9 protein-coding genes and 1 pseudogene are annotated in these 13,115 nt (G+C 63.7%); 7 read left to right on the forward strand and 3 right to left on the reverse strand.

What is annotated here, in order from left to right; genetic code table 11:
- On the reverse strand, positions 1–621 hold a 621-nt coding region (locus BST40_RS25390; protein WP_142276808.1), incomplete at its 3' end, for a PPE family protein.
- Positions 622–997: 376 nt separating this feature from the next.
- On the opposite strand from BST40_RS25390, the gene BST40_RS25395 reads away from it, so the two are divergent.
- The 4 genes and pseudogenes from BST40_RS25395 to BST40_RS25410 form a co-directional block, all read left to right on the forward strand.
- Entirely contained in the window at positions 998–1,642 is a 645-nt protein-coding gene (locus BST40_RS25395; RefSeq protein ID WP_075547903.1) for a dihydrofolate reductase family protein, read from the forward strand.
- Between the two features lie 978 nt (positions 1,643–2,620).
- Positions 2,621–3,724 (forward strand): tyrosine-type recombinase/integrase, encoded by a 1,104-nt coding sequence (locus tag BST40_RS25400; RefSeq protein ID WP_244174492.1) that lies wholly within the window; start codon positions 2,621–2,623, stop codon positions 3,722–3,724.
- Positions 3,721–4,074 carry a helix-turn-helix domain-containing protein gene (locus BST40_RS25405; protein WP_083156122.1) on the forward strand — a complete coding sequence of 118 codons (354 nt, stop codon included), beginning with the start codon at positions 3,721–3,723 and terminating at the stop codon, positions 4,072–4,074. Before BST40_RS25400 ends, BST40_RS25405 begins: the two co-directional genes overlap by 4 nt.
- A 142-nt stretch (positions 4,075–4,216) precedes the next feature.
- Positions 4,217–5,551: pseudogene (locus BST40_RS25410) on the forward strand (hypothetical protein); the annotation flags it as partial.
- 730 nt (positions 5,552–6,281) lie between these two features.
- Here BST40_RS25410 and BST40_RS25420 read toward each other — a convergent pair.
- Together BST40_RS25420 and BST40_RS25425 are read right to left on the reverse strand one after the other, a co-directional pair.
- Positions 6,282–7,943 (reverse strand): UvrD-helicase domain-containing protein, encoded by a 1,662-nt coding sequence (locus BST40_RS25420; RefSeq protein ID WP_083156126.1) that lies wholly within the window; start codon positions 7,941–7,943, stop codon positions 6,282–6,284.
- A complete protein-coding gene (locus BST40_RS25425; protein ID WP_208618932.1) occupies positions 7,940–9,757 on the reverse strand; it encodes a hypothetical protein in 1,818 nt (605 codons plus the stop codon). The genes BST40_RS25420 and BST40_RS25425 overlap by 4 nt, the downstream gene beginning before the upstream one ends.
- A gap of 172 nt (positions 9,758–9,929) precedes the next feature.
- Here BST40_RS25425 and BST40_RS25430 point away from each other — a divergent pair, with 172 nt between their 5' ends.
- The 3 genes from BST40_RS25430 to BST40_RS25440 all read left to right on the forward strand — a co-directional run bounded on the left by BST40_RS25430 (position 9,930) and on the right by BST40_RS25440 (position 12,783).
- On the forward strand, positions 9,930–10,553 hold the full coding sequence (locus tag BST40_RS25430; protein ID WP_083156128.1) for a hypothetical protein: 624 nt from the start codon (positions 9,930–9,932) through the stop codon (positions 10,551–10,553).
- Positions 10,550–11,593 (forward strand): helix-turn-helix domain-containing protein, encoded by a 1,044-nt coding sequence (locus BST40_RS25435; RefSeq protein WP_083156130.1) that lies wholly within the window; start codon positions 10,550–10,552, stop codon positions 11,591–11,593. Before BST40_RS25430 ends, BST40_RS25435 begins: the two co-directional genes overlap by 4 nt.
- A gap of 443 nt (positions 11,594–12,036) precedes the next feature.
- Complete coding sequence (locus tag BST40_RS25440; protein ID WP_083156132.1) at positions 12,037–12,783, forward strand: hypothetical protein; 747 nt, start codon at positions 12,037–12,039, stop codon at positions 12,781–12,783.
- Positions 12,784–13,115: the final 332 nt, after the last annotated feature.

Genomic DNA, 13,115 nt, shown 5'->3' on the forward strand with positions numbered 1-13,115 from the left:
GAAGTGGGGGCTGAGGTTGGCGATGCCGACGTTGAGGGTGCCGTCGTTGAAGAAGCCGATGTTGCCTTGGCCGGTGTTGCCGTAGCCGAAGTTGGGCAGGCTCTGTAGCGCCTGTGGGGGCGAGACCAACTGCGCAACAGCCGCCGCCGCTCCCGCGTGATAAGCGACCATCGCGGTCACGTCCTGAGCCCACATCTCCTCGTAGATGCTCTCCGCGGCCGCGATTGCCGGCGCGTTCTGACCGAACAGATTCGACAGCACCAAGGACACAAAGTCAGAACGATTGGCCGCTACTGCCGCCGGGTGCACGGTGGCCGCAAGCGCCGACTCAAATGCGCCTGCGACCGCTCGGGCCTGCGCACAGGCCCCAACGGACTGGGACGACGCTGTTCTCAACCAGCCCTCGTAGGGCGCAGCGGCGACCAGCATCGCCGAAGACGCCGGACCCTGCCACGCCTCGGCGGCCAGGCCTGAGGTCATCGAGGAAAACGACTCCGCCGCCGAATCGAGCTCTGATGCCAACGCATTCCAAGCTGCTGCGGCCTCCAACATGGGCGCCGAGCCGGCGCCCGAGAACATCCGCGCCGAGTTGATCTCTGGTGGCAACACCAAGAAGTTCATAAACCAGCTACCTCCCTAGCCCGATTTCGGCCCGTCGTTCGAGGCCCTCGTAAGCAAGATACATTGACATATCTGATCTAGGAGCATATTCGATGCAGACATAAATATGATGTGCAGACATATGCGATGTGCTAGTTGTAGTCAACCTTTCTATGTGGCCGCGTCCCGGAGCTAAGGACGCAGGGCCGACGTCGAGTCCCGATTCACTCCGATTCGGTCCAGAGATCGACGCCGACGCGGTCTGGGCCCCGGGCTGCCGATCAATGCTGAACATGTGCTGGTCGACACCAGCGCGGCATGCCGTCGCAGCGATGAGTCTGCCGACGCTCGCAGGTCTACCTACGGACCGAGCAAATCACCTCATCGGGAGTAGGGCATGGGACTCATCCACATCGAGCTGTTCGCGACCCTCGACCTCGTCGGTCAGGCGCCCGGGGGGCCCGACGAAGACCCCGTGAGGTTCCCGTTCGGCGGCTGGCAGGCGCCTCTGCTGGACGAGGTCGCCGGCGCGCAGGTCGGTGCCGCGTACGAAGGCACGGACGCACTCCTACTTGGCCGGCGGACATACGAGATCTTCGCCGCTTACTGGCCGCACGTCGAGGATGGCGAGGACAGCGAGATCGCCATGCTATTCAACAGCGTTCCCAAGTACGTGGCCTCCCGCGGCAGGCCCGACCTCTCGTGGACCGGGTCCACACAGCTCGGCCGGGATCTGGTAGGCGCGGTACGTGACATCCGTGAACGGCACGAGCACGTGAAGGTTGTCGGGAGCCTGAACTTGGTGCAGACCCTCCTGCGCGAGAAGCTTTTTGACCGTCTCGACCTGTGGGTGCACCCGATCGTGCTCGGCGTTGGGAAGAAGGTGTTCGACGGCGGTGCGGTGCCCACCAACGTCACCCTTCTCGAACCGCCGGTAGCCAGTCCGAACGGTATTTTGTTCCTGCGTTACGGGCTAGCCGATGGCGTCCCAGAGACCGGGGACATGAGCGCACCCGATCGTGGTGCCGGCCGCGGCGACTGAAACTGCCCGCGAACTGTCGCCGGTGAATCCGCCAGGTCGGCATACCTTGCCTCGCCACAGGCTGTCGCCGCTGCATCTACCGCGGTTTCGCGTGATCTCGGTGTCGTGACATGCCTTACGATGGCGGCTGCCAACAGGGTAACGCGGATACAAGTGACGGGTGAGACGGGTAGGGCAGACGGGGTAGGACAATTCGTCACAGTGACGTATTGCCGATAGCGCGGGCACGACGGTGAGCGGTCCATCGCAGGGCGATGCGGCAGGCCCGAGTGGGGCATCAGCTAGGTTCCACCCGACCGGAATCAGCTTTGTCGGGGAGTGATTACGGTCTTCGATTGCCCGCGCTGCGGCGACCAAAATTGATCGGCATCGGTCACGCCGTACCGGAGTTCATGCCGACGGGCGCCCGTAGCCTGGTCGGCTGTGAACGTGACGTGATAATCCATTAGCCCCAGCCGCTACAAGATAACTCGTCACTGTGACGGATGTTTGGCGGTACCGCTGGGGTGGTTGATGGTCCGCTCTAGGGTCGGCTGCCTATGGTGCGTAACCAAGCTTCCATCCGTATGAACAACTACAACCAGTAGCAGCCCGTTAAGGAATCGGTACAAGAATCACGCCGTGACGTGCGTCGAAAGGCCAATCGTCAAGAGGTGCACGCACTTTCACTTCATGCAACTCTCAAGGCGTATGCCGATAAGCGACATTATGTCAAGTAATCGCCGCCGTGTTCATCTGATGAATCACGCAGCATCTGTGTGACACTCACCCGCCGAGCCGTTGTCGATGTTCGAAAAGACCTGGACACAAGGGGTTTTCGGTGATTGCGGCCTAGGGGGCATGACCTCCCTCCTGGATAGTCGGTGCGACACGCGTCGGTGAACCTTCAAGTTGCGATGGACCTACCTGCGGCAATGTGGTAGATGATTCATTAGATGATTCAATGATGCAACAGATGAGACAACCTCGGAGGCTGATTTGCCCGTCGACAAGAGCGGTCGCGTGGTCCTCGTCGGATCGGTTCCGCTGCTACATCCGGAGGCCCAGACCGTCGAGGACATGCTCGACGGCTGGCGCAACCAGCAACTGTGCCGCAACCTCGACCACGAGACCATCGGCAAGCGCATCGCTCTGGTGCGCCGCTTCATCGACCACTGCAACGAGTTCCCCTGGTCCTGGACGCCTGCGATGGTCGAGGAGTTCTTCGCCGATCTGCGCGGCATCAAAGGCCGGGCGCAGTCGACCGTGCGCGGCTATCAGAACGGGCTGCGATTGTTCTGCTCATACATCGCCGACCCGGACTACGGCTGGGATCGGGTATGCGAGCAGCGTTTCGGCACTCACCCGGCGCAGGTGTTCTTCGAGTGGAACACCGCTACCCATGTCCAGGACAACGAGCAGAATCCAGAAAAGCGGCCGTTCACGAAGAAGGAGCTGCAGGACTTCTTCGACCATGCCGACGAGCAAGTCACCCTGATCGCCAACTCCCGCAAGAAAGGCTGGCTACCGGCCTACCGCGACTCGGTGATGTTCAAGATCGCCTACTCCTACGGGCTGCGGTTCAACGAACTGCGCCACCTGCAGACCGTCGACTTCTCCCGCAATCCCCACGCCCGCGAATTCGGCCAGTACGGCGCTGTCCTGATCCGGTTCGGCAAGGCCAAGAAAGGCTCACCGCCGAAGCGGCGCACCGTGTTCACGGTGTTCGACTGGACCCCAGAGGTCATCGCCGACTGGCTCACCCACGGCCAGCCGTACATCGACGACGGCATCGACCTGTTCCCCAGCGAACGCGGCTCCCTGATCGCCGAGACCACATTGCTACGCCGCTTCCGACGCTACTGCGACGAACTCGACCTACCGGACGGGCTGGATCTCCACTCGTTCCGGCGCTCCCACATCACCCACCTCATCGAAGACGGCTGGGACGCCAAATTCGTCCAAGACCAGGCCGGCCACGACTTCGCCAGCACCACATCCCTTTACACCGGCGTATCCAGCGACTATCGCACCCGTACACTGCGCCGCATGCTCGATCAGACCGTCAAAGATGCCCTCTCCTTCGGAGAAGAGTCATCATGAAACGTGAAGTCGACTACACCTGGCGTCTGGCCGAACTCATGGCCGCCCACGGCATGCACAACAGCACCGACCTGATCCCCCACCTCGCCGAACGCGGCATACAGCTCTCCCGCCCACAGGTCTATCGCATCGTTCATCAACGCCCCGAACGTATTTCGCTACAATTGATGGCCGCACTATGCGACATCCTGGGCTGCGGCGTCGAGGACCTAGTCACCGTCACCGCCACCGACGTCCGACGACGCAAGACCGCATCCGGAACCGCCGCCACACCGCCGCCGAACGTGGTCGAACTCAACAAGTCAGTCCGGCCACGGCGGGCACGGATCATCACCGATGGCCCCGATTAGCCCCAAGCCACGATCCACACGCCGCGGACGCCCACCCGTCACCACAGGCCACTACGAATGCAGCCGCTGCCAACGCAAAGCCAACAAACTGCGGGTCGAATGGCCCGGTGACCAGCTCTGCAACAGCTGCTTCTACACCGCGATGCGCACCCACGACATCTGCCCCAACTGCGGGCACGACGGCGTCCTGCCGGGCCGACTCAACAGCACCGACCCGCGGCCCGTCTGCGTGACCTGCGCCGCTATCCCCGGCGACTACACCTGCCGAACCTGCGGACACGAAGGAGAAATCCACCGCCGCGGCGAATGCGCCCGATGCGCCCTGCGCGATGACCTGTGCAAAATCCTGATGCACCATCCTGCCGACCCAGCCGCCATGGAAACCCTGCTCGAAGTACTCTGCGGCGTCGACCGACCCGAAAGCATCCTCACCTGGAAACGCAACATCCAGGTGCTGCAGCTGCTCGGCGGAATCACCTCCGGCGCAATACCGCTCACCCACGATGGCCTCGATGCCGCCGGCCCCGGGCGCCACATCGGCCACCTGCGCAGCATGCTGCAACACCACAACCTGCTCCCGCCACGCGACGAACACCTCGCACGATTCGAAGGGTGGCTGGCCACCAAACTCGACCCCATCGACTCCCCCGCAGTACGAGCGCCCGTGGAGCAATTCGCCACCTGGCATCACCTGCGCCGCTTGCGCAGCGAGTCCAAGCCCGGCCAGGGCACCGACGGGCCCAAACGCGCAGCTAAACAAGAGATCACCGAAACCATCAAATTCCTTGCCTGGCTCGAGCAGACCCACGCCCGCACTGCCACCACCTGCAGCCAGCAGGACATCGACGAATACCTGGCGTCAGGTCCGACCACTCGCCACCTGGTCCGGACATTCTTCGTCTGGGCCAAACACAGCAAGATCAACACCTCGGTGACCATCGAGCACCGGCAAGCCAAAACATCGCCGACAGTCACCCAAGATCAGCGCCTCGCGTGGCTCAAAGAGCTGCTCACCGGTGACTCCGAAAGCCTTCCCTACCGCATCGCCGGCATCCTGCTGCTGCTCTACGCCCAGCCCCTCACCAAGATCGCCGGCCTGCAGGCCACCGCTGTCATACGGGTAGGCGCCGAGACCCGTATCGCCCTGGGCAAAGAACCCACACCCGTCCCCGAACCGTTCGCCTCTCAACTGCAACACCACCTCTACAACCGGCCTAATCAACGCACCACCGGCGGAGCCGTAGGGACGCCTTGGCTGTTTCCCAGCAACCGACCGGGCCGTCACGTCGACCCGCAGTCGATCATGCAACGGCTTCGACAACTGGGCATCAACCTGCTGGGTTCTCGCAACGGGGCACTTCGCGAACTCGTCACCGCCATCCCGCCAGCGGTCGTCGCCGAAATGCTCGGCTACAGCGACCAAGTCACCCAAAGACACGCCGCCGAAGCCGGCAACACCTGGATGCAGTACGCATCCGCCACCGATCGGAAACCCGCCCCGACCAAACCCACAGGACGCACAGTGGATGCTGACGAACCCAACGATCTTCAGTCCAACGCCGTTGACGAACCCGGCACCGACGCGGTCGCGAGTACGCTGTCCGACCTCGATCCCCCAGTCCGGCTCTACGACATCCACCTTGAATCCATCCGAGCGGCAGCGACGGCACTCGACGAAGCGCGGGACGCCATTCGAGTGGCCGAAGAACAACTCGCCCAGGTGGTACTACAAGGACGACTCGCAGGACTTTCATGGGCTAAAATTGCCGCCACGCTGGGTATCTCACGGCAATATGCCTACCAACGCTGGGCGACCCGCCTACGCGAAATCAATGATCCCGCAGTAACCATCGCCGAGGACAACGACCAGTCGGAAGTACCTTTTGATCAGTAGGATTCGACGTCGGTTATCAGTAACGAGCTGAGGTCCAAATGAGCAGGACCTATCAACTCCGTGTCACGGCTTCGCCAGCAAGTGGGACGTCGTTTCCGACCATACCGGCATGCCGCGATGGACACCATTCCGTCGCGTCGTTCGGGAAGGAACCGGCCAGCCATATCCCAATGGGGTCGGTGCAGTGCGGGCTCTCCACATTGTGGGTCCGCCTACCCGTAAGGAAGTCCTTGATTTCGAGCCGCCGCACCCACCTCGCTACCAGCTGCTATCGGGACTCGATTCTCACCGCAGCGCATTCCGTGGCACCGGGTCAGCCCGCAGGCGTCATCTCCTCGACCACTCGATCATGGGTGTCGATGAGCGGCGACCAAAGCGGATGCACTCGGTCGGGAACCACGAGGTGTGCGCGTCGACGTGCCCGGGTAAGGACTACGTACAGCAGCCGCGACAGCGTCGGGTAAGGGGGGCCCTCTTTGCCGTGGTATTCGTCGTCCTGCAATAGCAGGATCGTCACGTCGGCCTCCCTCCCCTTTGTCTGATGCAAATTCATAACCTGCACAGGATGCGGTCGCAGTCCTGTGTTGCCCACCAGCGCGGCATGGCGCAATTGCTCCAACTCCGCTTCGACCGCGCTGAAGGGCTCGCCTTCGCGGAGGTGCCGCAGCGCCGCCCGCATTCGACGGGCGGCGAGGGTCCAGGTCTCCTGACCGCGGTGTGTCCCGAGACGCGCGTAGGCGCCCGAGACGACGTCGCCGAGCCGGTCGACGTCCAATGGGGTCGACGCAGCGAGGAGATCGCCGGTCAGGTCCGAAAGAACGCGTTCGAACGCGGGGTTCGTCCCCTGCAGAATCTGTTGGGCCAACGGAGTGCGCGCCCGGTAGTTCGCGGCGACGTATACCGCGAGCGCCGATCGGCCGGGGACGCCGCAAAGTGCGTAACGGAGCATGGCTGCCTGCGCGTTCAGTGCCTCTCCGTACGCCTCGGAGAGGCCGACCTGCTCGTGGCGTACGCCATGCTCGGTCAATGCGTCCGACAGTTCCGTCGTCGCGGCATTGGTGTGCGTGAACACACTCACGGTGTGCCGCGCCGAGCGTTCGGCGGCGATGATTTCCATCGCGGTCTCGTACCGGGCCGTCGCCCCGATTCGGGTGACGACGAGACGCCTGCTGGTCACGGCACCAATCAAGGCCGCGTCGTCGAACCGCCGTTCGCGCGCCGCGTCGGCCGCCGCCGGCAGCACGCCCGTCGGGTCGCGATGGCTGGTGACCGGTAGGTCAATGCGGACCGCGTCGGGAAGTCGTAGGGCCTCTTCCACCCGTCGCTCTGGGGCGATTCCCTTCATCTCGGCGTAGATGCACTGGTTGACGTCGCCGAGCAGAATTCGGCGCGATGTCGGCGCGACGGCCTGCGTGAACCGCCACTCCTCGTCGCTGGTGTCTTGGAACTCGTCGCAGATCACCAGGGCGTAGCGCCGGCGGTAGTAGGCGGACACCGCGTCGTTGCTAAGGATGTCGAGTGCCAGCGGAATGAGCTGGGCGTAGCGCAGACTGTCGGTGACGGCGCCCTGTACCCGGTACTCCGCCTCCGACTGGATCCGCAGCGGCGGAGGATGGCCGTATGCCGCGCCCCAGTCGGTGACGACGCGCCACGCGAACCCGTGAAAGGTGACGACGTCCATGCGGTTGAGCAACGGCCCTACCACGGGCCCCGCCCGCTCGATGACCTGTGCGACCGCGGTCCGTGAGAAGGACAGGAGGACCACTCTGGCCCGCGGCGGCAACGGCGACACCGCCTTGTTGATCAGCATCCTGCGACGCAGCGCATCGCGCGACGCGTCGTCGGCGCGGATGAGGGCCGCCGCCGCAGCAGCAGCCGTTGTCGTCTTACCCGTGCCGGCTCCCCCCAGCACGATGGTCACTGCCGCCGTCGACTCGATCACATCGTTCTGCGTTCCGACCGGGATGTAGGTCACGGCGCTGCTCCCGCGCCCGTCGCGCCGGGCGAAGGCAGGTCGACACGACGCGGCCCTCTGTAGGTGGCGGACGCCACACGGCTCACGGCGGCGAGAGCCTCCTCGATGATCGGAGGTAGCGCGCCCGAACTCTCGACCAGGGCGTCGAGGAACTGCTCGTGCAGACCCTTCTTGTGAAGAACAGGCGACACGGCCTTCGACAGATCGCCGTCGGACACGCCTGAGGACGGATCGGGAATTCCGTACGCCGGCAGCACCCCCGCGGCGGCGCGGAGGTGTACGGCGTCGACACCGGACTGCAGCGCCTGTTCGATCGCGGCCTTGGGAGGAAGTCGGACGACGACGTCGCACGCGGCCTCGATGTCGGCCAGCACTGTCGGCGAGGTCTTGTCCGGATCGCGGTCGATGAGCGCGACGACGCGAAAGCCCAGTGCTCGCGCGAGATCCGCCACTCTCGGAATCTGACCGGTTCCGCCGCCGGAACCGTTGTCCGCCGATACGAGACGGACACCCACCGCCGCCAGGGTCGAGCGCGCGGCTCCCAGGTGCCGGTCCGCCGCGGTGAAGGTCGTCAGGTCGTGCGGGCCCTCCACGATCGCGACTACCGGCGCCGTGAGCGCGGGCAGCAGTTGAGTGTGCACGAGGCGCCGCACCGCGATCTCCTTCCGGTCGATCGGCGCCGCGAGCTGGTGGTGGCTCCGGGCTCCCTTGAGGCGCGCGAGCCGCACCAGTTCGGCGGGAGTGAAGGCGCGTGCCACTTCCGGCCGCCGCGTAGACAGCCACACCTGCGCCGCGGCGGCGCGCAACGATGCGGCCAGATGTTCGGAGGTGGCCGCGTCGAGCCCATCGCCGAAATCGTCTCCGAGCACGACGGCGCGATCGGTGGTGGTGGCGAGAAGCAGCGCCTCGGCCGCGGCCAGGACCGCCGATGTCGTCGACCCGTGGTTGGACAGGCCTAGCAGTCCCGCGTCGTCGAGTTCCAGCGCCGGCTGCACTGTGCGCAGCAGAGCCGACAGAGAGCCGTCCTCCGGCTGAAACCGCACCGCCTCGGCCGTCATTGGCGTCCCTGTGAGGTGGTGAGAGAGATTCCCAACCTGCAGGACGTCGTCGACGGTCGCCGAGATTGTGGGATGCGCCGCGAGTGCGGCCGTCGCGGTGGCCACCGACTGCTCGAGCGCGCGGAACGCCTCGGACGCGCCCTCAACGTCGCGCTCATCGACCAGCCGTCGCAGTGCACCCTCGGCTCTCAACTGTAGCGGGCGCTGCGCCGAGAGGACGATGACGGGCAGTGCCCGCCGGGTCGCACCGGGAACACGCGCATACTGCGCTGCCGCAGGATCGCTACGAGCCGGGTAGTAAACAACATGCTCGAGACTGTCGGCGATCGGGTCGTAAGTGACGCGATAGCAGAGCCGCACCCCGAGTTTCGCGTTGAACGCCGCGTTGCCGCTGTCGTCAATCTGGTCGTCGACGTCGAGCGGTTCGAGAAACCCGTCGCACAATTGTTCCAGCTCTGCGTCGAGGTCGACCAGGGTCACCTCGACTTCGGCGTAGGGCGCCAGGGCCGGTTCATCTGCGGCGGTCCCGCCGGCAGGCCCGGCTCCTGCAGCGTCGGCGGCCTGATCCTCGGGAGGGGTCGGCGGCGCGCCGGAGCCGTCCGGTGTGGACGCGTCATCGGCCGCCGTCGGGGCGCCGCTCCGATGCCGTCGAATGTCGGTGAGCGACGGCTGCACGCGGATGTACGCGGGATCCAACAGTCTCATGAGCGCGGCAACCAGGTCGCTCCGACCCGATCTGGGCACGCCCGCGAGCACCACGTGTCCCCCGGGTCGAAGATCCAGCTCCGACCAACCGCGGAAGTCTTTCAGCCGCAGGCGCGAGACGCGCACATCACCCTCCTCGATTGTCCCAGGGGCCCTCGATGCGCCGGTACTGCGAATCGCGAGTCGCCCGAGGCTGTCGAAACATCCCGGTATAATTTCCGGTATGTTTTCACTACCCTACCCAACTGACGAGGAAGTCACTAACGAACTCGGCGACAAGTTCCTCGAATCCCTCGTCGCCGCCGTCCGTGGCGCCCGCACCGACTACCACGACATGCAAGCCTGGCGGCCGGGCTGGTTCCCCACCATGCACGCCCGCTGCCTGTCGAACCTCATACACGACCGCATCTGGGCACGGCTAGTTGCCATAATCGAGAACGACGTCGTCGCCGACGTCATCGAGAAGGGCCCGACTCGTGAGATCGCGATCGGCATCCACCTTCGGCTACGAATCAAGCGTCACTCCGCCGGTGACAAGATCAGCACCTACCCGACCCGCACGGCGATCGAATTCTGGCGGCAGACCGCAGACACCCTCCCGGGCCTCGAGGAGGTCCGCATCGCCGTCGGCTACCGCTGGGACCGCGAACTCCGCGAGATCGAAGCACCCGTCGTATCACTTCGCGACGGGAAAGATAACGTCATCTGGGCCATCGAGCTGACCGAACCCGCAGAGGGCGAACGCGTCACGTGGCGGCCGATCGAGCCGACACTGCCGACGATCGACCTGGGCGAAGGCCTTGCCAGCGAAGCCCACGAAGACGAAGGAGAAGCGAGCGCGCCATGAGTGGATTGGGAGATGTGCTCGCGATCGCTCGGAAGGCGCGGGGCTTCACTCAGTCCGAACTCGCCGACCTGGTGGGCACCACACAGCCAACCATCAATCGGTACGAGGCCGGTGACCGCGACCCCGATCCGGAGACAGTAGCCGCGCTGGCCAAGGCACTCGGCGTCACCGAGCAACTACTCACCCACGGCAATCGCTTCCGCGGAGCCCTCGCTGTTGACGCTCACATGCGCCGGCAAAAGACCACCAAGGCGTCGCTGTGGCGGCAAATGGAAGCCCGGCTGAATTTGTTGCGGGTCCACGCGTCTTTTCTGTTCGAGGAGATCTCGATCAGGAGTGAGCAACACGTTCCGACGTTCGACCCCGACGACGTGCCCGCGCAGCACGCCGCGCGGCTGATCCGGGCACAGTGGCGAATGCCGCTGGGGCCGGTGGTGAACCTGACGCGCTGGCTCGAAGGTGCCGGTGTGCTCGTATTCGAAGAAGACTTTGGTACGCACCGCATCGACGGTCTGTCCCAATGGGTCGGCGACCACCCGGTGATGCTGATCAACGCAAACGCACCGGCCGACCGCAAACGTCTCACCAAGGCCCACGAGCTCGGTCACTTGGTGCTGCATTCCAACGTGGCAACCGACGACATGGAGAGCGAAGCCAATCGGTTCGCCGCAGAGCTTCTAATGCCGCTGGATGAGATTCGTGCGGAACTTCGAAAGGTGGATCTCGGTTCGCTCGTCGCATTGAAACGTGAGTGGGGCGTATCGATGCAGGCGCTCGTCGAGCGCGCCCACGCCATTAAGACAGTGACCCCCGAGCAGCGGACTCGCTTCTACAAAATGATGAACGCCCGCGGCTGGAAGACAAACGAGCCCGCCAGCGAATTCATCCCCGCCGAGCGACCGGAGTTCCCAACCCGCATCGGTGACGCCCTGATCGCGAAGGGCTTCAGCGAAGAGAGGATCGCTCAGATCGCCGGCGCCGCAACAACGGACGGCAACCCATTCAAACCAACGCCGATAAATCGACTTCGTGCGCTCTGAAGCTTTGCCCCCGAACGGAGTCGGAGTGGGGGCGTGGTCGCCGATTCTGTTGTGGTCTTAGTGTGCCGCGGGGCGCATGAATTCAACGTAGGTGCGACCCATCGCGATTTCGTGCGATTCTTTGTTCCCCGCTGCGACCGAAATGACGACGTCACTGAGACGATGACGCCACCCAGGCGTCTTAGTCACCCTGGCAAATTCGCAGGTCGCTGATGACAGGACAGAATGAGACCGGGCATCTTCATTCGCCTCCTGCTCGTCCTTCTGCTTGGCTCTGTCTCTTCCTCATCTTCAAGAAGGTGTGAATGATGCACCTTCGCGGGATGCTGAGCTGCATAGTTGAGACAAGTCAAGATCCGGAATGACAAGTATGTAATATCGGCGTATCTTGGACATCTTCGCCTGGTGTCGATCATCCGGCGGAGTACCGGAAAGACCAAGCAATGCAAGTTGAGCAGTTGTTCGTCGAGACCCTTATCGACATCAGGCAGAAACTCAGCAGCAACCCCTCCGAGTACCAGCTGCTGAAGGTCTCCAGCCTGTTACGGCAGATCCTCCTGGAGAACCTTCTAGAAGACGCGAGCATGGCAACCTCGATGGTGGCCAAGTTTCGCGTTGTTAAGCCGAATCCGTACCAACCCTCCGCTGAGCTCGACAAGTCCTGGGCCGCGATGCACGCCGTTCACCCTGACACGAAGCGAGTGAACATCGGCGCAGGGTTCCAAGGTGGGCTCATGAGAGGCGAGCCCTCTGAGCCAGGCGAGCAGGTGCTGGAACTGACGCGCAAGGACTTTCTTGCCCACCCCATAGGCTTGACGTTGAGTGACGTTCAGTACTCCGTTGAGAGCGTGTTGCGGGTGGCTGCGAATAGCCTTGGCGGCACCCACAATGATGGGAAGCCCAACCGAAATCCGGAGGCAGAGGAGCTACGCCAGTATATGGAATCCGCTGGGGCGCAGTGGTTTGGCAGGTCAATGCCTTCAGCCTTTGTGTTTGAGATCGCGGGCTGCACGTTGCGCGCATGCGAGCCACTGGCGAACGAACTAGCCCGACTCGGCCTATACGCGCCAGCGGTGAGTGAGTGGACGTTGGACAGCGAAGGCAAGGGGCGTACCGCAGGTCTCGACGCAATCATCAACGGAATGTCATCTGGCACAAAGTTCTTCGTGGAAGTCCATCCTGTGCCTTAATCGGGCCACTCAGCGCCGCCGGTCCCGAAGACGCTGACCGGGGCCTCGGCTACACGCCCTCCCGATCCGGCTCGCGTGCCGCCGCCAGGTTCCTCGCGGGAGTGCGTAGCCGCACGCCCCGGCGCTACTGTGCACAGGGAGGAATTCGACGGAATCGACTGTCGCGGGTTACCGGTAAAGGATCGTAACTCCATTGCACGACAACAGATTTCAGTGAACGTTATCTGACGGTCTGCGCATTTCCTAGAGATCGACGAGCAATAGTCAATACCTGTGGATCGAATTTTCAGGCAGCCTCCTTCTCGGTCCCGTCGACGGTCTGCTCGTCGGGG

This window comes from Mycobacterium persicum, assembly GCF_002086675.1.
GTDB lineage: Bacteria > Actinomycetota > Actinomycetes > Mycobacteriales > Mycobacteriaceae > Mycobacterium > Mycobacterium persicum.

What these genes read in the sequence shown, in the direction of transcription:
- BST40_RS25395 (WP_075547903.1), top strand. Translation starts at nt 998, where the DNA reads ATGGGACTCATCCACATCGAGCTGTTCGCGACCCTCGACCTCGTCGGT.
- BST40_RS25405 (WP_083156122.1), top strand. Translation starts at nt 3,721, where the DNA reads ATGAAACGTGAAGTCGACTACACCTGGCGTCTGGCCGAACTCATGGCC.
- BST40_RS25430 (WP_083156128.1), top strand. Translation starts at nt 9,930, where the DNA reads ATGTTTTCACTACCCTACCCAACTGACGAGGAAGTCACTAACGAACTC.
- BST40_RS25435 (WP_083156130.1), top strand. Translation starts at nt 10,550, where the DNA reads ATGAGTGGATTGGGAGATGTGCTCGCGATCGCTCGGAAGGCGCGGGGC.
- BST40_RS25440 (WP_083156132.1), top strand. Translation starts at nt 12,037, where the DNA reads ATGCAAGTTGAGCAGTTGTTCGTCGAGACCCTTATCGACATCAGGCAG.